The 24,803-nt window shown below is 46.5% G+C and carries 22 protein-coding genes; 5 read left to right on the forward strand and 17 right to left on the reverse strand.

What is annotated here, in order from left to right:
- Nucleotides 1–45: 45 nt before the first annotated feature.
- From atzD to F1379_RS26340, 6 genes are all read right to left on the reverse strand, one after another.
- A complete protein-coding gene (atzD, locus tag F1379_RS26315) occupies nt 46–1,149 on the reverse strand; it encodes a cyanuric acid amidohydrolase (RefSeq protein WP_150275450.1) in 1,104 nt (367 codons plus the stop codon).
- 26 nt (nt 1,150–1,175) lie between these two features.
- Entirely contained in the window at nt 1,176–2,411 is a 1,236-nt protein-coding gene (locus F1379_RS26320; protein ID WP_150275451.1) for a hypothetical protein, read from the reverse strand.
- Between the two features lie 209 nt (nt 2,412–2,620).
- Complete coding sequence (locus F1379_RS26325; protein ID WP_150275452.1) at nt 2,621–4,276, reverse strand: PucR family transcriptional regulator; 1,656 nt, start codon at nt 4,274–4,276, stop codon at nt 2,621–2,623.
- 291 nt (nt 4,277–4,567) lie between these two features.
- On the reverse strand, nt 4,568–4,987 hold the full coding sequence (gene arsC / locus F1379_RS26330; RefSeq protein ID WP_150275453.1) for an arsenate reductase (thioredoxin): 420 nt from the start codon (nt 4,985–4,987) through the stop codon (nt 4,568–4,570).
- A gap of 21 nt (nt 4,988–5,008) precedes the next feature.
- On the reverse strand, nt 5,009–6,304 hold the full coding sequence (locus F1379_RS26335; protein WP_150275493.1) for an arsenic transporter: 1,296 nt from the start codon (nt 6,302–6,304) through the stop codon (nt 5,009–5,011).
- 63 nt (nt 6,305–6,367) lie between these two features.
- Nucleotides 6,368–6,694 carry an ArsR/SmtB family transcription factor gene (locus F1379_RS26340; protein ID WP_150275494.1) on the reverse strand — a complete coding sequence of 109 codons (327 nt, stop codon included), beginning with the start codon at nt 6,692–6,694 and terminating at the stop codon, nt 6,368–6,370.
- A 132-nt stretch (nt 6,695–6,826) separates the two neighbouring features.
- On the opposite strand from F1379_RS26340, the gene F1379_RS26345 reads away from it, so the two are divergent.
- The 3 genes from F1379_RS26345 to F1379_RS26355 are packed head-to-tail and all read left to right on the forward strand — an operon-like array spanning nt 6,827 to nt 8,658.
- On the forward strand, nt 6,827–7,276 hold the full coding sequence (locus tag F1379_RS26345) for a MarR family winged helix-turn-helix transcriptional regulator (RefSeq protein ID WP_150275454.1): 450 nt from the start codon (nt 6,827–6,829) through the stop codon (nt 7,274–7,276).
- A 59-nt stretch (nt 7,277–7,335) separates the two neighbouring features.
- Nucleotides 7,336–8,142 (forward strand): arsenite methyltransferase, encoded by an 807-nt coding sequence (locus tag F1379_RS26350; RefSeq protein ID WP_150275455.1) that lies wholly within the window; start codon nt 7,336–7,338, stop codon nt 8,140–8,142.
- Nucleotides 8,143–8,163: 21 nt separating this feature from the next.
- Complete coding sequence (locus tag F1379_RS26355) at nt 8,164–8,658, forward strand: arsinothricin resistance N-acetyltransferase ArsN1 family A (RefSeq protein ID WP_150275495.1); 495 nt, start codon at nt 8,164–8,166, stop codon at nt 8,656–8,658.
- Nucleotides 8,659–8,819: 161 nt separating this feature from the next.
- Here the strand turns inward: F1379_RS26355 and F1379_RS26360 are convergent, their stop codons facing one another.
- From F1379_RS26360 to F1379_RS26410, 11 genes are all read right to left on the reverse strand, one after another.
- On the reverse strand, nt 8,820–9,338 hold the full coding sequence (locus tag F1379_RS26360) for a GNAT family N-acetyltransferase (RefSeq protein ID WP_150275456.1): 519 nt from the start codon (nt 9,336–9,338) through the stop codon (nt 8,820–8,822).
- Nucleotides 9,339–9,383: 45 nt separating this feature from the next.
- On the reverse strand, nt 9,384–9,734 hold the full coding sequence (locus tag F1379_RS26365) for a VOC family protein (RefSeq protein WP_150275457.1): 351 nt from the start codon (nt 9,732–9,734) through the stop codon (nt 9,384–9,386).
- Entirely contained in the window at nt 9,724–10,083 is a 360-nt protein-coding gene (locus tag F1379_RS26370) for a VOC family protein (protein WP_150275458.1), read from the reverse strand. The genes F1379_RS26365 and F1379_RS26370 overlap by 11 nt, the downstream gene beginning before the upstream one ends.
- Nucleotides 10,084–10,148: 65 nt before the next feature.
- A complete protein-coding gene (locus F1379_RS26375; RefSeq protein WP_162551292.1) occupies nt 10,149–10,550 on the reverse strand; it encodes a VOC family protein in 402 nt (133 codons plus the stop codon).
- Entirely contained in the window at nt 10,547–11,041 is a 495-nt protein-coding gene (locus tag F1379_RS26380; protein ID WP_150275460.1) for a VOC family protein, read from the reverse strand. The genes F1379_RS26375 and F1379_RS26380 overlap by 4 nt, the downstream gene beginning before the upstream one ends.
- A gap of 32 nt (nt 11,042–11,073) precedes the next feature.
- Nucleotides 11,074–11,340, reverse strand: a complete 267-nt coding sequence (locus F1379_RS26385; protein ID WP_239004831.1) for a VOC family protein — start codon at nt 11,338–11,340, stop codon at nt 11,074–11,076.
- Nucleotides 11,341–11,969: 629 nt separating this feature from the next.
- Complete coding sequence (locus tag F1379_RS26390; protein WP_150275461.1) at nt 11,970–12,869, reverse strand: DUF1648 domain-containing protein; 900 nt, start codon at nt 12,867–12,869, stop codon at nt 11,970–11,972.
- A 598-nt stretch (nt 12,870–13,467) separates the two neighbouring features.
- On the reverse strand, nt 13,468–14,832 hold the full coding sequence (locus F1379_RS26395) for a hypothetical protein (protein ID WP_150275462.1): 1,365 nt from the start codon (nt 14,830–14,832) through the stop codon (nt 13,468–13,470).
- On the reverse strand, nt 14,822–18,085 hold the full coding sequence (locus tag F1379_RS26400) for a serine/threonine-protein kinase (RefSeq protein WP_150275463.1): 3,264 nt from the start codon (nt 18,083–18,085) through the stop codon (nt 14,822–14,824). Before F1379_RS26400 ends, F1379_RS26395 begins: the two co-directional genes overlap by 11 nt.
- 167 nt (nt 18,086–18,252) lie before the next feature.
- Complete coding sequence (locus F1379_RS26405; protein WP_420850543.1) at nt 18,253–18,522, reverse strand: transposase; 270 nt, start codon at nt 18,520–18,522, stop codon at nt 18,253–18,255.
- Nucleotides 18,523–18,691: 169 nt separating this feature from the next.
- Nucleotides 18,692–21,346 (reverse strand): adenosylcobalamin-dependent ribonucleoside-diphosphate reductase, encoded by a 2,655-nt coding sequence (locus tag F1379_RS26410; protein ID WP_150275465.1) that lies wholly within the window; start codon nt 21,344–21,346, stop codon nt 18,692–18,694.
- Between the two features lie 411 nt (nt 21,347–21,757).
- Between F1379_RS26410 and F1379_RS26415 the strand changes: the two genes are divergently transcribed.
- Together F1379_RS26415 and F1379_RS30105 are read left to right on the forward strand one after the other, a co-directional pair.
- Nucleotides 21,758–23,503, forward strand: coding sequence for a DEAD/DEAH box helicase (locus F1379_RS26415; RefSeq protein WP_150275466.1), 1,746 nt, complete (start codon nt 21,758–21,760; stop codon nt 23,501–23,503).
- Nucleotides 23,500–24,696: a YqhG family protein gene (locus tag F1379_RS30105; protein ID WP_239004832.1), complete on the forward strand. Its 1,197-nt coding sequence runs from the start codon at nt 23,500–23,502 to the stop codon at nt 24,694–24,696. Before F1379_RS26415 ends, F1379_RS30105 begins: the two co-directional genes overlap by 4 nt.
- Nucleotides 24,697–24,803: the final 107 nt, after the last annotated feature.

Here is a 24,803-nt window from a genome sequence, read left to right on the forward strand (position 1 = left end):
CCCGCCCCTCCTTGTCCGGCATAATAACTCTAAAGGATGTCGCCGTTATACCCGGGCGATCACGCACACCGGGCCGCCCCCATCAGGGCCCTGATGCTCCGCTCCCCCGGATACATACACAAGCGGGTCGCGCGTAATGGCGGCAATGGCAGCGTTGACGACAGCCCGCGCCGAGCGGGTATGATTGATATCCGAATCGTCCTGCATCGTGTTTCTTCTGCCGCGCACCGCTCCGGTCGAGCTGGCCTCCGCTTTGGCGAGCACGTTGACGATGCGGTCCAGCTCCTCCTGCGGCGGCAGGCCTTCGAATTGCAGTCCCGCCTGCCGCATGGCCGCAAACAGGGCGTCGATATCGATGGCATCCTGCATCACCGCATGCCCGATCGCGAGATCGCTGGCGGAATTGCCGGCATTGCCGATCACAATGATCTCATCCTTCAGCAGCTCTACACCGGCCGAGGTGGATGCCACGCCGGAGTACAGGCTCCAGTCCTTGCAGATCACTTCATTGGAGAGCCGCTCTTCTTCGACCTCCCCCAGTGCAAGCGCCACGCCGAGTGCGGAAGCGCCCCGTGAGTAGGCCATGGATTTATAGGTGTCCTGCACAGCCACCTTTTGTCCCCGCGCCTTGGCCTCCTCGATGCGGTCGGCTGTCAGCAACGGGCATTTGATCTGTACAAAATGCACATCCTGCGGGTCCTCGATGCCCGCGTCCTTCATCGCGGCGCGCACGCCGTCGGCCACTTCCTTCACCTGGGCCATCGTGCCGATCTCCTCCGGGCGGAAATCCCGGGTAAAGGAGATGCCGGCCGCCAGGCGCTTGCCTTCCTTCGCCGGCTCGTTCGTTTCTTTACGGGCAAATACGGTCAAATGGGGAGACATGACGCCCTCGGTGCCGCCCGACATGACGAATGCGATCCGCTCCTGTACCTCTTTCACCGGCAGCTCAAGCTGCTCGGCCATGAAATAGGACAGGGTCTGCGTAGCGAAGCCTCGCGTAAAATCGTTGACGCAGCCGTTCCCCTCCGTCTTGCCCAGCACGGCGATGATATCGCGGGGGTCGAGCGTGCCTTCGTCGATCAGCTTTTTCAAACCGCTCACATCATCCGGCGAAGAAGTGGGAATCCGGAATACTTCGACTTTTTGCATCGTTTCATTCCTCCAAGTGATATAGGTTAGATAAAGAATCCGAGGATACAGAGCAGCGCCGCCACCGCCACCATATAAGGAGCGTTGATCCTGACGATGCGCTGGATATCCAGCTTGAACGATTGCGACAGGGAGGCTACGTTGATCTGTACGGGGCTCATCTGGGTGCCGACACCGATGGCGAGCGCTGCGAGGCCGATCTGCAGCAGGGACAGCCCCGATTCCACCATGATCGGCATGACCAGTGTGCTGACACCGACGCTGTAGCCCCCTGCCGGTATGGCAATGCAGAACGCGATCAGCACGGCGACGGGAAGGGTCACGAAGCTCGGCACCGACTTGATGAAGCCCGCAATATAGGTGAAGGTCCCGATTTCCGCCAAAATATTGATGAAGCCGAGGAAAATACCGATTGCAAACAGCTTGGTCAGCAGAAACGAGGAATTTTGCACCAGCTCCTCGGCGATTTTGCCCGGCGGCTGCCGCGTTACGGCAAAGGCCAGCAGCAGCGTACTGAACATGTTGAACACAGGGCCGAACAGCGAATAGTCGATCAGGCCGTTCAGGTTCTTGCCGGCGACGACCACGATCAGGAAATAAATCGGCGGCAGCGCCTTGATCAGCTGCTCCTTCAGGTTGACGGATGCGGCCTCCCCTTCCTCTTTCATCAGGCTGCCGCTTCTCCATACGCCGAAGGCGGCGACCGCCATACCCAGCACCCACAGGCCGACTGCCAGCGGAAACATAGTTTCGCTGTAAGCCGAGATTTCCGCGCCGGAGATTTTGGAGATGGCTGCGGCGTCCGCACCCGAGGGCGAGGTCATGAAGCTCGCAGCCGTCACAATGGCCATGCCGGCGATGAGCGGCGGCGCCGCCCCGATGACGGTGAACGCCAGCGGCCCCGTCACCATGGTATTGCCCGCGCCGAGCCCCGCGGCATAGGTAGCCAGCGCCTGGATCAGCACAATGGCGGCGGCGATCAGATATTGCCGCCGGCCGATGATCCGGCGGCTGAGCCCGAGCAGCGCTTCAAAGCCGCCAAGCTTGGCCAGCACGAGAGCCACGGCGGAATAGATGACGGGCGTAATGATGCCCGTCATGCCGGGGATCGAGTCCGCTACGATTTTACCGGCTTCGGCAAAGCCGATTCCGCCTACAAGCATCGCCGCCAGCCCCCCGGCGAGTCCGGCCAGGATCATATGCTTGTTCCGCAGGACAAGCACCAGCATGACCAGCAGCGGCAGTAGTACCAGGATTTGCATAAATGAGCCTCCAATAGTTCAGCATGCACTTTTGTAAGCACTTACATCTTTATTATAGAGAGACACACCGCAGCAGACCATGGCAGAACTATATAAAAAAGCGCAGCGCTTTTTGGCACATTTCGACAAAAAACCGCCCGGGAAAGTCCCGGACGCGGATGTATTAAGTCAATTTTATACAAAAGATAAATAAACGGTTAATTTGTGCTTTATCTCACCGGTTTACGGCCGGACTCCGCCAGCAGGTACGTGTGCATCTGATAGGCCAGCGCCAGCTCAGCCAGCTCCAGTCCATCCCCGGTGTCGATTCCGTATTCCTTCAGCTTGTCAAGGCGGTAGCGCAGCGTATTGTAATGAATGAACAGCTCCTTGGCTGTTTTTTGCAGATTGAATCCGTTCTTCAGCAGGCAGAGCAGCGTCTCCAGCAATTCACTTTCCTTGCCGCCGTTGTTAAGCAGAAACCCGAGTTTCTCCTCCACATAGCGGCTTAGCGCGTCCGTCTCCGAAATGTGGTGCAGCAGCTTGTAAATCCCCGTCTCGGCATAGAACGCGACAAAGGGCTCGGGCCCGCGCAGTTTATTAATCATATCCAGTACAAATTTGGCTTCATCCTTGGCATCCTTCAGCCGCTCAAAGTACGGTGCCGGATTGGAAATGCCGATCCCCAGCTTATATTTGTCCTTATAGTAGGCGAGGATGCCTTCGGCTCGCTCCTTCAGCCGCTCGCGCAGATTTTGCCCGCCGGGCAGGCTGATGAGGCAGAGCAGCGCGTCGTCACGGTGGACGATCTTGCAACTGCGCGGGCCCAGTCCGAGACCTGCGGTCAATTCCTGTTCCACAATACCTTCGGCCAGCAGGTCGGCATAGCTGCTCCGCTGCCGCTCCTGTTCTGCCTCCAGCACTTCAATCGCCAGCACTGTCATGGGAAAGGTGAGATCCCAATCGAAGAACTTCGCCTTCTCCTCCGCCTCCTGCTGGTGCGGAAATTTGCCGCTGAACATGTCGCGGATGAAAGAGTCCAGATAATTCCGCTCCGTTTGCCGCATGGCCAGCTCCCGCTGGAAGAGAAACGCGCACAGCATCGAAGCCTGCTCCAGCCCGATGGTCAGGTTGGTGGCATCGGCATCCTCTTCCAGCAGTGCGATCAGATACCCCAGGTTCTCGCTGCCGTCCGCTATCGGCCGGTAAAGCACCTGCAGACCGCTGTAGCTGGTGCCTGATGCATGGACTGTCAGCCTGCCGCCGGACAAGGCTTCATCCCACGTTACCGAGTCATCGCCCTTGGACAAGCTATACCCTGTACCTGCGGCGAACGAGGCCGACTGCAGGTGGAAATATCGGTCCACAACGAGCACCGGCAAGCTGAACAAATCCGAAACCGTCTTCACCAGCTTATGCAGGTCCGCGCCTTCGAGCAGCAGGCCCATCAATTTGCTGTGGATATTGTCCCGGTATTCCAGCATGCTGGTCTTGCTGCCGAGAAACAGCCCCAGAATATCGTTGCTGAGCTTTGACAGATTGGCGTTGTTGGGCAGAATCATGAGCGGCATCCGGAACCGGTCGGCTTGCTCAAGCATCACCGGCGGTACATCATGGATGTAACGCCCCAGCTTCAGGGCCACGCAGGAGACCTGCTTCTCCACCAGATTGGGAATGAAGCGCCCGATCGCTTCCTTGTCGTTCGCAATCGGATATAGCGTGGTCAGCAGCAAGCCGAACGGATCAACATATTTGTAAATATCGGGAACCTCCATGAAAAAGACATTTTCCACTACGTTGGACATACCTTCCGCCCCGGCCTTTACATAAACGTCGGCAAAGCTTTTCAGAGATAAAATGTCATTTACAGTTACCGCGATGTCCATCTCCTCCGTGCGGAGGGCCTAGTGCCCCCAATTCTATCAATGAAAGGGTTCTCACATATCTTATAGAGCTTATTGGCAATTCAAATTTCCCTGGACTGTATTCCCGGTCTCACCTCCTGTAATTCAGTATACCAAGGAACAGGCAGATTGAAGTATTTAATGAAATACAAAAAGGAGACCGCCCTATGCAAGCAGTCCCCCCTTCACTACTCTGTTCTTCAATATACAGGTATACCATCCAATAAACCCCACTGTGCAGTGGTAACCGGGGCTGCACTGCACTATATAAAACTATTTTCCCGTTTCAGCAAACTCTCTGATGCGCTCGCCCACCTGATCGCGAACCCGCTGGAAGACCGCCCACTTCTCCTCATCTGTGCCTTGCGCTTTCGCCGGATCATCGAATCCCCAGTGCTCTCGTTTCACCTCAGGCGGGGTAACCGGGCATTTATCTGCCGCATCGCCGCACAATGTAATGACGAGATCGGAGCTGTTCAGCAGCTGCGGATCAATAATATCTGATGTTTGATTTGCGATATCAATTCCCACTTCGCTCATTGCCTTAACAGCTTTCGGATTCAAACCGTGAGCTTCTATACCGGCACTGTATACATTCCATTCATCGCTTAAATATTTCTTGGCCCAGCCTTCGGCCATCTGGCTCCGGCAGGAGTTTCCTGTACACAAAAAGTAAATGGTCTTCTTATCCATGAGTCGCAATCTCCTTTGAGTTTAAAATAGAGTCAATGTCATATATAGACCTAGCAGCGTGATGAACAGCGTAGGGATCGTCAAAATAATGCCTGTTTTGAAATACGTCCCCCAGGATATCTTTACTCCTTTGGTGGAAAGCACATGCAGCCACAGTAAGGTAGCCAGTGAACCAATCGGTGTAATCTTGGGTCCCAAGTCTGAACCAATAACATTCGCATAAATCAAGGCTTCCTTAATAAGTCCCGAAGTGTGCGTAGCATCAATGGCCAGTGCATCAATCATTACGGTAGGCATGTTATTCATTATGGAGGAGATCACTGCAGCAATAAAGCCCATCCCAATCGTTGCTGCGAACAGCCCTTGATCTGCAACGGCCTGAATGATATCAGCCAACACATCCGTTAGACCTGCGTTACGCAGCCCGTACACGACAACATACATGCCGATGGAAAAGAAAACAATGGCCCAAGGCGCCCCCTTCACCACTTCTATGGTGGGTACAGCAGGACTTTTCCTTGCCATGAGCAGGAAAAAGACCGCGATGATACCGGCCACTACAGATACCGGAATGCTCAGGAACTCACTGACAAAGTATCCTGCCAGCAGAACCGCAAGTACAAACCAGGACAGCTTGAACATCTGCTTGTCTTTAATAGCTTCTTCAGGTTTTTTCAGCTGGGAGCTATCAAAGTCTCTTGGAATACTCTTACGGAAGAATAAATAGAGCACAAGGATGCTTGCCCCTAAGGAAAATAAGGTGGGCATGAACATCCGCCCGGCATACTCCACAAAGGTCAGTCCGAAAAAATCAGCCGATACGATATTGACCAGATTGCTTACAACCAGCGGCAAAGAGGTAGTATCTGCTATGAACCCGCTGGCAATGATGAATGGAAAAACCTTTTTCTCATCAAAATTAAGCGCGCGGACCATAGCCAGCACAATCGGTGTTAGAATGAGTGCCGCTCCGTCATTAGCAAAAAATGCAGCTACGATGGCGCCAAGAAAGATGACATAGATAAACATCCGGGTTCCATTCCCACAGGCATCTTTGGCCATATGCAAAGCAGCCCATTCGAAGAAGCCAATTTTATCAAGGATCAGTGAGATCAGGATGATTGCCACAAAGGCCAGTGTGGCATTCCATACAATCCGCGTAACATCCAGAACATCATTAAAGCTGACTACACCGGCAAGTAAAGCGAGTAACGCTCCGCCGCAGGCAGACCATCCAATGGACAGATGTTTAGGCTGCCAAATGACAAAAATCAATGTGACTATAAATATAAGACTTGCCAGAGCTACCAAACGAATTCCTCCAATTGACGTCAAACATCATTATATAATTATATACTTATATATTCAACAACAAAGATGCTATTCGCAGCAAACCGTATTAGACGACTTATTCAAATTAGATAAAAGGGTACCCGCTTCAGGTGTAAAATTTAAAATGGCCTTAACATGAGGCTTATCTTCAATATTTAATGAATAATACACCCACTGACCCTTTTTCTGTTCCTTTACCAATCCACTGCTTTTGAGTTTGCGCAGATGCTGGCTGACGGCTGGCTGTGAGATGTCGAAAAGGTCCACAAATTCACATACGCACCACTCCCGCTCTTTTAGAAGAGTAAGAATCATGAGACGTGTTTTATCGCCAAGGAGCTTTAAATCTTCCGTAAGATCATTTAGTAAATCTATTGTAAACACTCCTCTCACGTACATAAGACAATACTTATATATTAAGACCTTTGTGATCAATTATCAACCAACCTAAATATTATTTGCAAATTGCAATTAAATACGCTATAACTAAACCAAGAGGTGAACGCAATGGAAACCCCACGAGAATTATTCCAAATCATGACCCGGCGTTTAGGATTGCTCAATAAGGACTGCTGCAGCGTAGGGGGATGTAATCTTTCCGCGACCCAAAGCCACCTGCTATACGAGATAGACCGGAGCCATAATCCATCCATGCAGCAAGTCGCCGAAACACTTGGCACTGATATTACAACCTTTAGCAGGCAAGTACAGTCCCTGGTCAAGATGAGTCTGGTTAACAAGACACCTGATCCCACAGACCGAAGAATTTATAACCTGTCACTTACTCCTGAAGGAAAAATGGTGGCTGCAACGATTGATCAGCAAATGAATGAATACCTGAATGAAGCCTTCTCGCACATGAGTGAGTTTGAAGTAGAAACATTACTAAGATCCATTAAGCTGTTTAACGAAGCCATGGGGAAATCCAGCAACTGCTGCGCACCTGTAAAAGGGTGATTTCTCTCCGCTAATACTTGCAATTTGCAAATTATTTTAATAATAAGGAGTGTCAACTGATGAGCAAACTTACAAACGACCAGATCCGTCAGAATGTACGGGGGCGCTATCAAAAGATTGCTGTGAAAAAGCCCGAAGCTTCCTCTTCCTGCTGTTCACCCGCTGAGAGCAGCTGCTGTGACTCACCAGCCGATTTTGATGCTATATCTGCCAAGCTCGGTTATTCTAGTGAGGATCTCGCGGCAGCTCCTGAAGGTGCAAATTTAGGCCTTGGATGCGGAAATCCCCAGGCGATTGCTGAACTGCAGGCAGGTGAACATGTTCTGGACCTCGGAAGCGGTGGCGGCTTCGATTGCTTCCTGGCTTCCCGGCAGGTAGGTGACCAAGGCCTTGTTATTGGTGTGGACATGACACCTGAGATGATCAGCCGGGCAAGAGAAAATGCCATTAAAGGTAAATTCAATAACACTGAATTCAGATTGGGCGAAATTGAACATCTTCCCGTCGCCGACAATTCTGTACATGTCATTATCTCCAACTGCGTGATTAACCTCTCACCGGACAAACAGCAAGTATTCCATGAGGCCTATCGTGTCCTTCGGTCCGGCGGCCGTCTGGCCATATCTGATATCGTAACTACAGCCGAGCTTCCCCCTGAGATCAAAAATGACATGAACGAATACTATTCCGGTTGTATCTCCGGCGCCTCTTCCATTGCAGAGATAGAATGGATGCTTCGGGAAAGCGGCTTTACTGAGATCAGCATTGAACCAAAAGACGAATCCAGAACCTTCCTCAAAGACTGGGTCCCCGGTGCGAACGTTGATCAATATATTGTTTCTGCTGTAATTAAAGCGAGAAAGTAAACTTAAGGGGATGTGCATATGATGACTACATTAACAGTTCGTCAGGCCACACCAGCGGACATCGAAAGTATCCTACGTATCTACAATCAGGGGATCGAGGACCGGATCGCTACACTGGAAACAGAGTCAAAAGACTCTTCATATATGGAGGCATGGTTCAATGGTCACCAAGGCCGCTTTAGCGTTTTGGTCGCTGAACGAAAAGGCGAAGTCATTGGCTGGGCTTCCCTTAACCGATACTCCCACCGCTGCGCTTATAACGGGGTCGCTGACCTCTCCGTCTACATTGACCGCAGCTTTCGTGGCCAGGGTGTCGGCAGCTCTCTCCTGGAGACATTACATAAGATCGCAAAGGAAAACGGTTTTTATAAAATTGTTCTCTTTACCTTTCCGTTCAATGAGAGTGGTCAAGGACTGTACCGGAAGATGGGCTACCGGCAGGTTGGTGTATTTGAGAAGCAGGGGATTATGGACGGAGCGTTTATTGATGTGATGATTATGGAGAAGCTGCTTTGAGTTTACCGTAAAACTCAGTGCGTAACGTGGGAGCAACTAGAGCTACCCACGTTTTTTACATTGCAGTTCAACCTATTTGTGAAAACCATATGATGGTTGCATAGTACACTGAGATTATGGTAAAAGATATGCTTTTCCCTCAAAATTTCACTTTACGTTTTCTAATGAAGAGACACATTCTTTTCCCAATAAATTAATTCCAGATCTCTTCCTGTCTCACGCATTCCACATTTCTTTAATAAATGAATGGAACCTGCATTATCTATTAAACAGTCCGCCTTTATAACCTTCACCCCGGCAATTTGTGACCCCCATTCTAGTAACGAACTTGCCGCTTCATATCCATAACCCTTTCGCTGTTCCTCTTCAACTAGACCAAATCCAATTTCAATTGCTCCATTTTCATCGGGTCCGCCTTTAAAGCCTGCATCTCCAATCGCAGTCATATCTTCTTTTTTCACAATCATCCATACACCAAATCCATCAACTTCATCATCTTTACTAAGTGTATCTTTTATAAAATGTAGAATATCTAAAGTATCTTGTTTGGGCCATTTCCCACTCAAATGAACACCCATATTATCAAATGCTTTGTAATCGCTATGTAGTATCGAATTGGCCATTGAATATGTTATTGGAATGATCAGTAGTCTGTCTGTTTCAATATTTGTTACTCCCATAGATATAACCTCACTATATTAGATTTTGAGATACCGTTAGAAGCATCATAGAAGCAATATTTTGTTTCCATCGGGATCGCAAAAAGTAAGCTCCTTGCCTCCCCATACTGCCGTCGTTGGCGGTTGTAGATTCGTAATCTTCTCTTTCAATTCTGCATAGGTTCTATCAAGATCATCACAATTGAACACAAAGTTTACTTTCCCTTCACTTGATTTCCCCCACTTCACTTCATCCCAAATCACTATGACTGGAGCATCTTCCATAAACCCCAAAGAAACACCATCATAATTTTCATCTGGCTCTATGATAGGAATTCCTAATGTTTCATTATAGAATTCAACCAACGCTTTCGGATGAATAGACGAAATATTAACACAATGATACTTAATGATCATTTACTTTTCCTCCAAACCCCAATTCGTTTCCATCCAAGTCTCTAATTGTGAATTTACGGGTTCCCCATGGGGTATCAAACAAAGCTTCAACAATCTCGACCTTGTCCTTTAATGTTTCCCAGAGCTCATCTACATGATCAACCTCAAAGTTCATTCGGCCATGTGAATGCTTATCCTTCACTTCCATTATCGCAAACTTGGCGCCTTCTTCCGATTTAAAATCGTAATATGTAGGGTTATCAACAGGCCATCCACCGTCATTCTCAAATCCCAGAATCTCTTCATACCATTGCAATGCCCTAGTTATATCGGATACATTGACTCTGACATGATTAAGATGTGTTTTCATTAGCTTCTCCCCTCCAATAGTGGTTATTATATTTTGAATCAATCTTATCTTAGTTAAGGTTTCCTTTAGGCTAGTATCATCTGCCACCTTATTCCAAACCGGTCGATAATAACAGTGTACAACTTACTAAAGAACTGTGGTCCAACCTCTTGAATAACCTTCCCATCATTGCTTAGTACTTCAAAGGCATTAAGAAACTCATCTTCCGAGTCCAGGAACACATTAAAACATACCATATTTCCTGCTGTTTTATTTTCCATTACATCGCTCATATTAAACTCTGTACCACATAAAGTAATGGTCGAATGCATCACAAGATCAAACATATCATTAGTAATATCCATTCCATGATTATCAGGTGCATCCTTATACAACGTTACTTGTTTATTGGCAACTTTAAATGCTTTCTCATACAAACCAATTGCCACCAAGCAATTCCCTGAAAAATGGATAACGGGTGATATCACTTGTATTCCTCCTGTTCTTCTTTCTTCAGGTTAATTAATATATTCTTCACGTGATCTTCAGAGTAACCCGTTTTATTGGCAATCGCTGATTCTGACATTCCTGATTTAACCATTCTAACCAGAACAGCATCCATATCCTCCGCGATCTCAATGATATGGTTATCATAATCATAGAAACGTAAAACCATCTGTCCCCACGGTTGTTCTTTAATATCATGCACAAGCTCGAATCCACTAGCGAAAATCTGATCTCTTAACGAGTGGATATCAGCAAATTCAAAGTAAACAGCCAAATTCTGTGCTTTCGATACAATATCATTACTATTAATCAATTCTGCAAAAAGCGATTTCTGATAAAGAGCTAGACCACCCTCAAAGCCCACATTATGTATGCCAAAATCTGAATCCACTTTGCATCCCAGCCATTCTTCATACAACATTCTGGATTGGACCACATCTTCAACTACTAAAATAGTCGATTTGTATCCCATAACGATACCTCCTCCGAATCGATTTAATACAATCAAAAGATCAGTTCACAGTCTTTATGCTCCCACACATCAAATAAATTACCATCCAGATCTTCTAATTCAAAGAACTTTCCATATCGGCCTTCATCACTAATCTCTCCAACTTTAACCTCTTCGGATTTCAAATAGCTATGCAGAGATACAATATCATCTGTAAAAAAAGTTATGACCCATCGCTTCTTATTATTGATCTCAAACACTGCTCTTGTTTCACCATCACTTTGTACCAGGTCGATTATCGGCCTATTTCCTCTGAACAAGCTTAAGTAGCCTTCCTCCGGTTTCTAATGTTGAATCCAAAATGTTTAACGAACCATTCTGCGGATCTCCCGATGTTGGAAACAGGAATTACATTGTAGGCTATTCCTAAGATTCTTCCATTCTCCATAAGTTACCTCCAACTCAGAATCTCATCTTTCAGTCCATGTAGTCCTAATATATCCGATTTTCATTCCAATCCCTGAAGGGCGGTAACGTCACAGTAAATGAATAATGCTATGCAATTAAGGGCTCCATTGATTGGGATGTTTACGGGATTTCCAGTTCGGAAAACCGGAGGAAGGATTACGGAAGAAGTGTTGGTACGCTTGGTTCAGGTGGACCTCGATTCGAAATAATCAAAAACAGGAATGTACGTTCGTTATATTTATATTATCAAAAGTGTACCAAAAATCCAAGTTGAAACCGTTGTCATACATCCCGTCACTTAGATATACGGGGGGTTCGTGTAGCTGCATCCAAACTTCCGTTTGAAATATTCGCCAATGAGAAAAAGCGTCCAGCTACACCTACTTTGCGATAAGCACGCATATATTTATTTATAGACCGTTCGTTCCGTTCTGCCTATGATGATTTCCTTGACAGGTCTGACATTGGAGCAATCGGCAGATCACTCCAAGAGGCTTCCGCCCTGACCAGCCCAGAACGATAAGGCGAAGGCGAACAGGATAATAAAGGCTATTATGATTAGGATAATGGGGATAGCGAAATTGATGTTAAGCAGAGATATCATGTTTAGTTGCACGACGGAAAACAGGATAACTATTAAGAAGCTTGCTGCAATCATAAAACATGACCATGTACGGCGGAAAGATTCGTCTTGTCTGATGGAACGTTTAGGATCAGTGGGTTGAAACTGCTGCTTCACTCTGTGAATACTCCAATTCTCAAATACGAACAAAAGTATTATGAACACTTGCATTATCGTAGGCATAAACACAGAACTATAAGATTTATCCACATAGCGGTCTACGTTCCAACTGCTGTTGTAATGGATCGGAATCTGATCAGGAATCAGATCGTAGTTGCGTAGCACAGTTACAATACTAGCAACAATAATTAATACATGAATGAGGAACCAAATACTAGACAAGCCAATGTTTCTTTTCCGAAAGCCAGTGTCTACTGCCATGATCGATGGTTCCGGAGCAATGGACAGCATAGTTAGCAAACTTTTCATTTTGAAATGATAGCTAATGTTTATGACTAGGGAGATTACGACCATGAGGAGTGAATAAGTGACAATGATCCAACTTTGTTGCTTGGAATGTTCATCACCGTATATTAGGCAAATGATACATACAATGAATAGGATGGTATGCAAGGTAGCACTAATCCTAGCATATGATTTCCGCATCTGGCGCAGAGGCTCACTGTGGAATTGAACAGCTCTGACAATGACCCCAAAACTTATCGTCTCTCTTGTTAAATAAGGCATGCTTACCATGAGTACAATGGCAGGTACAAATACAAAGATCATTACTATAACAGGCATTATCGTTATCGTCATATCATTCGCCACCTCTTGTACTTAAGTGTGTATTTGAAAACTCTATTTGCGTATGATTTTCCTGTTAACTTAAGATAGGTAATCGACTTGAACATAAATTTAATTATAATCGATTTTAGTGACTAAAAGGAGAGGTTGAAGGTATCTGCTAGCCCTACCTAAACCCTTACTTCCACTGCTTTGCTTGTTATGGGGCAGCTTCTATAAAATCTTTCCCTTTACTTTTCCATTTAATCATTGTGGCCAAGGATTATATCGGAAAATAGGTTTCGGCAGGTTGGTGTTTTCGAGAAGCTGGGGATGGAGAAGCTGCTATGAGTTTTAATAGCCATAAAAAAACGTGGGAAGCATTAAATGCCCCCACGTTTTTTTAGATTGCTTAACTTTTTATTGTGGTGGATCACCAAAGCTATTCATCGAAATACATTAGACTTTTATTAAAAAAAATGTATACTGTGTATAGAAAAATAAAATATCATTATAACTGAACTGAGCCTATGATCGTAAAACTGTATTTAAAAGGTCAATTTCATTTAAATATCATAGAAAAAAAACCAAATCTTTGACATAAGATTTGGTTTTCTCATCCTAAGAATATTTAATAGTAAAACTCCTTATACTTTTCTTTTTCCTCTTTAATCAGGTCATGATTAACCACCATGATCGAAGTTTCCTCCAAAATAATTTCTTTCCCAAAGAAAAGCGGCTTATAATAAACCTTAATCATGAATTCATTATCAATAATAATAGTTGTTTGATTAATATTATTGATTTTTTTTAGATTAAAATTTCCACTTTTCTTCTTTCTTAAGATGTCAACAACTCTTAAAGAGTTCGTATTCTTTTCATTAAATCCAATATTAACTTTGGATTTACTCGATATGGCTTCGAATAACGACACTAAACTATACTCACTCTTTTGCAAATCATAAAAATGATCAGAGATAATTGTAATTTCTTGTGGAGTTTTATGAATGAGATTACTTAAAACATCCTGGTATTCACGATAAAAAAGTAACCTATTGTCATAATAATTGTTAGCTATTTTTTCATATTTAATATTCAAGTCACTAAATAATGAGCTAAGCTCTTCTCTTTTACTAAACAAAGAATCATAGTCATCAATATTTATTTCGTTCTGAGAGAACATTTCTTTATTCTGATAATAGTAACGAGTATCATAAAAACGATCAAAAGACTTAGGATGATCTTTAAATTGATTTTTAAAAGAATTATAGTAAACTTCATCATCTGATGAATTTCCACTTATAAAAGTATAAGTCAAAAAACCATTATCTCCATAGTATAAATGAGCTTCAACTTCTTCGTAAACAATATCATATTCTTCAATGCTAATTACTCGATATAGTTCATCTCGGACTATGTTATCATCGATTAGTGAGCGTCTTGTTTCACCAATGATCCTCTCAGTGTACAAGTCTCGAATATCGCCTTCTCTTTTTACGAGGAAGTCACCCGAGATATCCTCTATTTTATTTAGATAAACATTGCAATTCATTTTTTCTCGATATTTTGAATAACTATTGTTTTCATCATAAACTATTGTACCCTTTAACATATTAATGTATACATTCTCCATTAAATCCGGTTCGATTTTAATTGATTTCAATTCTCTCAAAACTTTACGTCCCTGCTCAGTAAGGGCAATCTGTTTTCCCATATGAGTGATGTAATCGCTTGCTCCTAGCTCAAGTAATATATTCAAAAAATAGTCTTCATCAACTCCAAGCAACATACGGACTTCATCATAATTAGTCCACTTTTCATCTATCAGTTTAAGCACAATTTCATGAGTTAATGGTATTTGATACTCTTTGCGAGTTGTGATATTAAGTTTCATCCTTGCATAAGGGACTCCAACGGATATTGATCTCAGAAAATTAAGTCCATCATATAGCTTAGGAACTCTACTTTTAACCTCGAGGAGTTTTTCAGTTTGCATTATTTTCTCTCCTACACTCAACTAGATTACAACCATCTGTTTGTGAAATATAATGAATTATCTCAGGCATTTTATTAGTTAATTCTTGATTTGCCTTAAAATGTTCCATATCTCCAACTATAATGACTAGTTTTCGGGCTCTCGATAGCGCTACATTGATTCGTTTATACGATTTTTGAAAGCCAATATCTTTTTTCGAATTACTTCTGACTGTACTAAAAATCACAATATCTTTGTCTCTACCTTGGTAAGAATCAACAGTATCAACTTCAATATCTTTTATGTTTTTGAAATCAGTTCGATTTGTGTATTCTCTAATTACAGATTTTTGAAGGCTATAACCTGTAATAATTGCAATTTCATACTCTTTAGATGATTCATCTTTGTCTATGTCTTTTAGAATTTTAGTTATTACATCTCGTTCGCAATTATTTTTATAAGTTTTGTTTTTCTCATTAAACTTTTCTTTACGATTAAATAGTTTACTTGTACTCATCCAAATTAGTTGTTTTCCTTTAAACGCTGTAAGGTTATGAGTTCGTTTTTCATCACTAATACCAGTAAGTATATTACCATCATAAAAGACCCTACTTATCATATTTCCGATTGTTCTATGCATGCGATATTGAGTTGTTAGTCTGATTCGATTAGAATCTGGGAACTTATCAAATAGATGTTTGAATAGTCCATCTTCAAAATCCTCTAACTTACCGCTCTCGCAATTTTTTATAACATTATTGTTTAACACTGGTGGAAGTTGATTTTGATCTCCGACTAGGATTAAACGACTACCTCTAAGCAGTGGAATTAAAAGCTCAGGAACGCTCGCTTTAGCAGCCTCATCAACAATTACATAATCAAATTTCATATTTTTAATTGCAGGATTTGAGTTGAATCCAGTACACGTACCAGCAACAATTGTTGCATTTTCTATTAATCTAGACTCAGAATCTCGCGCTAAAGTTAATCGATTCACCCACTCATTTTGAATAATTATTGTGCGAATTATTCTTTGTTTTTCCGTATCACTTTTATATGTTTCCTCAAAGGCTTTAAACTCAAATTCTTCTTGTTCTGAGAGTGTCGAGTGTTTCATTTTAGTATAAAGTTCAACGTATTGAATTAAAGAACTGTAATCAATATTATAATCTAAAACCAACCGTTTTATTTTCTGATTTGATAAAAGCTTTGTATTCTCAACCCATGCATTATGTGCATTGATAACACTATATGTGTCCCAAATGGAAGGCATTATATTATCACTAGCACCTATACGTATCACTTTTGTATTTAGTTCTTCTCCTATTTCTAATCCTTCTAAAACATGATCTACAGCTGTATGCGATTGAGAAACAATCAGTATTTTGTACTTTTCTTGTTTTATTTCCTCATTATTTCTCTTTAAAATCTGATTAACAAGTTCACGAATCACTGTTGTCTTACCTGTTCCTGGAGGACCTTGTATGAGCGCAATCGAAGATGTATTCAAAGCAACTTTAACTGCCTCTTTTTGATTAGAATCAATATTGGAATTGAAGTAATTAAGATCGGTAAAGTTTTGAATGGAATCAGGCTCTTCAAAACCGAGAACCAGATCTTTTAAATTCCCATTGCATTGTGACTCGTTATTCCTTAATCCTCTTATTGCTTTCTTTTGTTTTTCAATCAAAAACAATTTAACATTGTAGTCTTCTACTAATACTCCACTTTTAGGTAATTTAGATACTTCTTTTGAGACTTTAACAATTAAAATAGCTCTGTCTTCATGAATAACTAATTCCTTAAATTTACCAATTATAGTGGGTTTTGTTTTTTTGCTCTCCGGATCATTTAATTTAGGATCAAACATCATAGTGGTATCATTGGAATACCCTAACTTATCAATATCAGTAGTATCCAATATGAACTCCATAGTTCGGTCGGATGAGTTATACGAGTATGATTCATATCGTACTAATTGAGCTGAAGAAATAATTAGATCACGTTCTTTGTCTAAATATTCAGTCCAAATACCAAAAAACCTTTCAAATTCATTTTGTTTATTTTCATCTGATTGATAATCAAACCGATGATCAATTAATGCATTGACAACTTCATAAGTCTTATGTTCATTTTCGGATATCGTTCCCATAGAATGAAAGAATAGTGGGTTCGCTTGGAGTTTTAAATATTTTTTTGATCTTGCGTTTCTCTGTTTTGGAGGTACATAAAAAATATCGGTTATAATAAAGTATTCTTCATAAACCTTATATGAGCAATTTAAAGCATAACCATCAGGTGAATAGAATATAACTTCATGATCTTCATTTAACATAAGATCATCCATATTAGAATCAATAAATCCGTATGTCTCTTTAAACCATCTCATAAGATGATTACTAATAAATGTTTGAAGGGTTGTATTGTTAGGAACTAATTTACTTCTTTTTGCTTTATTTAAAAGTTCTAAGGGGAAACTTAAAGCGAATTTCGTTTCGGATAAAAGTTCGTTTAAAATAGAATTGAGGTCACGCTTTAAATCAGTAATTGTCTCATATCTATGTCTTAAATCAGGATCGACAGCTTTAAGCAAAATAGTTTTTAAGGAAGGAATTATATCTGGGTTTTGTTCGATGCTTTTTGAAAAGTGTGAAGGTAGGTCGGGTTCATCACCTGTCAGTAGGAAATATATAGTTGCACCAACAGAATAAATATCGCTTTGGTAAGAAGCATTTTCCGGGTGATAATTAACTTCCGGTGCTGAAAAACGGTTTGTACTAAAATTTTGTATTGTGTCTCCTGTAATCATACCTTTAATTTTGGAGATACCAAAGTCAATAAGTTTAGCATGCTGATAATCGACTATCATAATGTTAGCTGGTTTGATATCCCTATGTATTATCGCTTGGCTATGAGCTGCTTCCACCGCATCAACAACTTCATAAATTATTTTAATTTTATCACTCGGTTCTATGAGTCCTCGATTTACTAACGACAAATTTTCGCCGTCAATGTACTCAAGATAAATTTTCCCATTACTAAGATCGAAATGTGCAGGATTAGTATTATAATCATACATCTTAACTATTTGTTTATATTGATTAAGCCGTCGTAACGCATTTATCTCTCTCTCAAAAAACATTCGATCGTATTTATCTAAGCCTTTGAGCTCTTTGATTATAATAAACCTTTCATTTTGCTCATCATAATGCTTAGAAATAATTGAGGATTCTGTTTCATGGATAGTCTCTAAGTATTTATAACTCCCCGTCATAATTCAACCTCATTTATTTGTTATTTTGTTCTATTGTATCATATTATTCCTAAACCTCTTAGCACTGTTGTATTAAAATTCTAGTTATGACTAAAAGACAAAGCTACAATATTGTAAGCAAGTATAGTACTTCCTATCCATATAGATTGAAATAAAGAGACGACTAACTAGAACCTCACACAAAGTCGGTCAACAATGGCTAAAGGCGTTTTGATAATCTCCTCCATAAATTGTTGCACGTTGGTACGAATTTCAGTGACCGTGTGGTAGAAGTCATTATTTATCAGACCCGATTTAAGCCATTTCCACAAACCTTCAACGATATTCAATTGAGGGCTGTAAGGAGGCAGAACAAACAGTTCCAGTCGCTCTTTCATCTCTATGAGCAGCGATGCTAGCAGCTTTGCATTATGGATTCGCGCATTATCCAAAACCATCACAATTGGAAAACGGGTTATCGGCAGGTTGGTGTATTCGAAAAGCAGGGGATGGAGAAGCTGCTATAAGTTTTATAAGCTATAATAAAAAAACGTGGGAAGCATTAAATTGCCCCCACGTTTATAGATTGCTTAACTTTTATTTAAACTTCACAAATCCCTTACAGCCTCACCCGCACCGGCTATACCCGCAATTCCCGCAGGTCTTGCAGCCCTCGATATTAATCAGCGAGGCGCTGCCGCAGGATGGGCAGAGGTCGCGCGAGGCGGTGGAGTGGCTGTGCACCCCATGGCCGCCGTGGCCGTGGTCCGCAGCAGGGACACTCGCTTTGATCTCGGCGCTGAGCGCTTCGTTAAAGTCGAGCTCCAGCGTGGCCGCGATAGGAGCGGCGGCATGGTCGTCCTGTGCGTTGTTCTGCACATGGGTCTCCAGGGCCTTCGCCACTGCGTCGGCGATGGATTCCACGCGGTTCGCGCCGAAGCCGATAGCGCCGGAGCCGCCGATGCCCTTGAGATGCTTGATCAGTAGCTCGACCTTCTCGCCGTGGTCACCGTAGCGCAGGAACAGGGAGCAGACGCGGCCGAGTGCTTCCGCCATAGCGAAGACGTCGGAGCCGGCCTTGCCGACATTCAGAAAGATTTCGGCCGGAATGCCGTCCAGGTCATTGATGGTGATATAGGCCATGCCGAATGGCGTGTTGATCTTGTAAGTTGCGCCGCGCAGTACCTGCGGACGTTTCTTGTATTGTTTGTCCGTTACGCCCGCTTGCGGTGCAGGGACTACTGCAACTGGCGCAGCCGGTGCTGGTGCCGGAGCGGCCGCGATGGCCTTGTCTTCGGCCACGGCTTCCGGAGCGGCTTGGGAGGCAGCCTCTTCCTTCTTCTCGTCCTTCTTCGAAGTCTCCAGAACCTGCACGTCGCGGCTGCCGTCGCGGTAAATTGTTACGCCCTTGCAGCCCAGATCGAAGGCCAGCTCATACAGTTCTTTCGTTTCTTCTACGGTAAAGTCATTCGGGCAATTCGCCGTCTTGGAGATCGAGCTGTCCACCCAGCGCTGAATGGCGGCCTGAACGCGGATATGATCCTTGGCGGACAGGTCCATCGAGGTCACGAAGTGCTCAGGCAGCTCTTCGCCCGGATGGGCTTCCAGCCATTCCTGGGCAATCGGCACGAACTGCTCGTCATAGCCGAGCCGGCTTTGCCGGAAATACTTGAAGGCGAAGTAAGGCTCGATGCCGGTCGAGGTTCCGACCATCGTACCGGTGCTTCCCGTCGGCGCTTGCGTAATCACAGTAACGTTACGCATACCGTTCGCACGGATGGCTTCGCCAACCTGCGGGTAGGTTTCGGTTATATTTTTCATAAATCCGCTCTGCAGATATTTCTCCGCATCAAAAGCCTTGAACGAGCCCTTCTCCCCGGCAATTTCCGAAGAGGCCAGATAGGCCTCGCGGGCCATGAAGCCGTACAGCTTGTCCAGGAACTCCAGCGATTCCGCACTGCCGTAACGGATGCCCAGCTTGATCATCAGCTCGGCCAGTCCCATCGTACCGAGACCAACGCGGCGTTCCTTCTGCTGGTTCGCTTCATTTTCCGGGAAATGATACGGCGTCTTGTCAATGACATTGTCCAGGAAACGCACAGAGTAGCGGGTCGTCGTCGCCAGATCAGCCCATGCCACATCATGATTCTCTTCATCATAGAACTTGGACAGGTTGACCGCCGACAGATTGCAGACACCCCAGCCCGGCAGACCTTGCTCACCGCAAGGATTGGTGCAGATGATCGGGTTAAAATACCAGCTGTTGGACATCTGGTTATAGTATTCCATGAACACTACGCCTGGTTCGGCGGATTTCCAGGCCGATTCGATAATGACCTGCCAAATATCACGCGCTTTGACGGTGCGGTATGGGATCACGTTCCGGCCTGCGGCCTTCCACTTGTCCAGATCGCCGTCCCAGATGTCGTCGTAGTCCGGATCGGTCGTATCCGGGAAGACCAGCTCCCAGTCCAGATCCTCTTTGACTGCCTTCATGAAGCCGTTGCTGACGCAAACCGAGAGATTCGCATTGGTCACCTGGCCCATCGTCTGCTTGACGGTAATGAAGTCCAGTACGTCCGGGTGCCAGTCGTTGATCATCAGCATCAGCGCGCCGCGGCGGCTGCCGCCCTGCTCAATCAGGCCTGTGGTGTAGCTGAACAATCCGCCCCAGGAGACCGAGCCGCTCGAGGACCCGTTCACGCCGCGCACAATGGCACGCCGTGGACGCAGCGAGGACAGGTTGATGCCTACGCCGCCGCCGCGGGCCATAATTTCGGTCATTTCCGACAGTGTTTCCATGATCCCGCCACGGCTGTCTTTTGGCGATGGAATCACATAGCAATTGAACAGCGTCAGCTCTTCGCTGGCGCCAGCACCTGCTGCGATACGGCCGCCGGGCACAAGCTTCCAGTCATCCAGCACCGAACGGAATTTCGCCGTCCATTCCTCCTGCAGCTCCGGGGTCTTCTCCACGGAAGCCATTGCTGCAGCCAGGCGGTCCCACATTTCCTCAGGAGTTTTTTCAATATTAAGTGTCAGCTTCTCGACGTCGGATTTCACCAGCTCGCCGCTGCGCGTCTTCACTGTTACGACCCGCCCGTTACGCTCAACAATCTCCCCGACTTCCTTGGTCGGAAATTTCGGATCATCCTTCGTCAACACCAGTACCACATCGCCTACTTTGGCATTATTGGTGTCTGCGTCCTTCCAGGCGTAACGGTCCAAGAAAATTTTCTCACTCAGACCTTCCAGACGCTGCTTGCGTTCCACTGTACTCAATAGAAAAACCTCCCGGTGTAAAATATACAGCTCATGTTCCGTGCCAACTTGTGGGCTTATTTGTGTAACCCACAACAAAAACCTCCCGCGCGTATAGCCTGCAATTGAGGCAGCAAGAAGTTTCTCTTGTCAATAACAAATAACCGCCAATAGCCCGGTTTAATCAAAATTTCAAGCTTTTGTAACAATATATTGTGTGCGTCAGCCTTTAAACTATACCACATATTGTATCACAGGTCTTTTTCGAAAAGAGAAGCCTCCGGGCGGAAAATCGCCGAAAGAAGGGGGAATAGCTCGCTCTTGCTCGTTTTTTTAAAAAATATAGAATTTGCCCAAGTTATGAACTTGCTCTTTTGAGCGCATACTACTTTTACGTATTTCATATAATTGAGCGCCGGAGGAGGCTGCAACATGACGCAATTATCCCGAGATTTCCTGCCGCAAGTAAGCGGCACCCCCGCCCCGCTGCTGCCTGTTCCCCTGTCTTTTGACCGCAATTGGCTGCAAGATTTGGAGGGGAGGCTCGATAAAGGAGGCCCGTGGGGCGACTGGCGTCTGGCCCGGCTCGCGCTGCAGGGCGAGGAAGCGGGTCTGGTTACGAGCTTTGAGGAGCTGCAGTGCATGAAGCATCTGTCCGGCCTCTCCCCATTGCCGCATCAGCTCGACACGGCCCGCAAGGTGCTGTTCGAAATGTCCGGACGGGCGATTCTCGCCGACGAAGTGGGTCTTGGCAAGACGATTGAAGCCGGGCTGGTGCTCAAGGAATATCTGGTGCGCGGTCTTGTTTCCAAAGTGCTGATCCTCGTGCCGGCTTCGCTGGTGCTGCAGTGGGTACGCGAGCTGAATACCAAATTCGGCATTTCCGCCATCGCTCAAAAGAAAGCCTATTCCTGGGGCAACGACATCGTCGTCGCCTCCATGGACACCGCAAAGCGCGATCCGCACCGCGAGCTGCTGCTCCAGGGCGAATTCGACATGCTGATTATTGATGAAGCGCATAAGCTGAAGAATAAGAAATCCACCAACTACCAGTTCGTGCAGCAGCTGCGCAAAAAATACTGCCTCCTCCTCACCGCAACTCCGGTGCAGAACGACCTCAGCGAGCTGTTCAATCTCATTACGGTGCTGAAGCCGGGGCAGCTTGGGAATCAGGGGGATTTTGCGGCCAACTTTGTCGTCGACAAGCGGCAGCCGAAGAACGAAGAACAGCTGCGCGGCGAGCTGGCCAAGGTCATGATCCGCAACCGGCGCGGCGAAGGGCCCGTGCAATTCACCCAGCGCAGGGTGCGTAATATTCCGCTCACACTCTCGCCTGACGAACAAGTATTATACGATGCCGTGACCGGCTTCGTCAAAGACCAATATCAGGAGGCGGGGGGCAATCTCAGCAGCATGCTTTCGCTCGTCACCCTGCAGCGGGAAGTGTGCAGCAGCCGCGACGCCGTGTTCATCACTCTTGTAAATCTGATCAAAAAGCTCCCCGCCGACTCCCCGCGCCGGGACAAGATGATGGACCTGCTTCAGCACATCCGCTCGGTCAAGACGAACACCAAAGCGGAGAAGACCATGGAGCTGATCCGCGAGATGAACGAGAAGGTGATTGTCTTCACCGAGTACCGGGCGACTCAGGAATACCTCCTGCAGTATTTCCGCGATCACGGACTCGTCAGCGTCGGCTACTCCGGGGGCATGAACCGCGGCAAAAAGGACTGGATGATGGACCTGTTCCGCGGCCGGGCCCAGGTGATGATCGCTACCGAAGCGGGCGGCGAGGGCATCAATCTGCAATTTTGCCACCATATGATCAACTTCGACCTGCCCTGGAACCCGATGCGGGTCGAGCAGCGGATCGGCCGGGTCCACCGGCTGGGCCAGCAGAACGATGTCGCGATCTACAATCTGTCGACGCAGGGCACGATTGAGGAGCATATTCTTCATCTGCTGCATGAGAAGATCAATATGTTCGAGATGGTGATCGGCGGGCTGGACGTCATTCTGGAACGGTTCGAGCAGAAGGAATCGCTGGAGAAGAGTCTGTATAAAATCATGCTGGAATCCCGCAGCGACGAGGAGCTGCGCAGCGGCCTCGATAACATCGGCGATTCGCTCAGCAGCTTAACCCGGGATATCCGCAAGGAAAGCGAGGCTCCGTTATGACTTTAAGCGCAGAGCAGGTCCGCCGGCAGGTCATGGATTACCTGGAGGCGACAGAATGCAGCCTGATCGAGGTCTCCCCGCTGCATGTAACGGTAAAGCTCTCGCCGCGTGCGGACCGGATGCTGACCGACCGCCCCTATTACTGGGGGTTCGTGGAACGCACCGGCGTAGAGCCGGAGACGCTGTCGTTCACCTTCGTGTTCGATCCCGAGAGCTATGACGCGCAGGCTCAGCCGCAAGGGACACCGGGCCGGCAGGCCGGCGCGAACGGATCGCCGGGTGCACCAGGCGGGTTTGCTGGCGGAGCGCCGGGCGGGGTCGCTGGCGGAGCGCCGGGCGGGGTCGCTGGCGGGGCGCCGGGCGGGGTCGCTGGCGAAGCGCCGGGCGGGAGCGCTGGCGAAGCGCCGGGCGGGAGCGCTGGCGGAGCGCCGGGCATCGCTGGCGGGAACACAGGGGATTCGCCGGGAGTGATCTCCGCTGCGAATGTCGGTGTAGCCGCAAGCGGGCCGCCAGACGGGGCGGCGCCGCAGGACACGATCCTCGGGCGCTACTTCGGCATCGTCCCGGCGCTGCCGCGCTTCGGGCCCGGCATGATCCGCCGCGAGGATGTTATATACGGCAGCAAGCGGCTGCGGCAGATCTGGACGGCGGCGCGGGCCGAAGGCGAATGCCTCTGCCTGTTCGAAGCGCCGGGCGAACGGCAGCGCAGCACCCTGTTCTCGGCTGCCTACGAGCCGTGGCTCGGTGTCTGCTACAAGGCGGAGATGACCTGTGACCTGAAATGCGAGGAACTGCATTTTGTCGGAATCTCGCTGGTCAGCGGCAGGGTCGTTCCGGATTTTAATGCAATGCTCGGCCAGCGGGAGCTGTCGCCGCGCCTGCCGGAGAATGTGCATGTGCAGCCGTATGAGCTGTCTCTTACGGCAGGCGCCGAGCGGCTGGAGGGCTATCTGACCGGCAAGCTTGCTGCGCTCGACTTCGCTTGGGCCGATGGTGCCCGTGAGCGTCTGGAGCTGGAGCTGTCGATTGTCGATCTCTATTATGCGGAGCTGCTCAAAGAACCCGATGAGGAGAAACGGAAGGAAATTGAAGAGCAATACAACCGCCGCCGCCAGGAGACCACCTGGCAGTACGAGCCGCAAATTTCGGTTTCCGCCGTCATTTACGGGCTGTTTCATCTGCGCAGTACGTAGGATGCGACCCTGCTCGCCAAAGACAGGCAAAATAACAAGCTAAATTCCGCTTTGCCAGCGGACAGCATGCAACACCCTTTTCAGGGCTTGTCCCCTACAATAAATAG

The organism is Paenibacillus tepidiphilus, assembly GCF_008635795.1.
In the GTDB taxonomy this organism is placed as follows: Bacteria; Bacillota; Bacilli; order Paenibacillales; family Paenibacillaceae; genus Paenibacillus_AQ; species Paenibacillus_AQ tepidiphilus.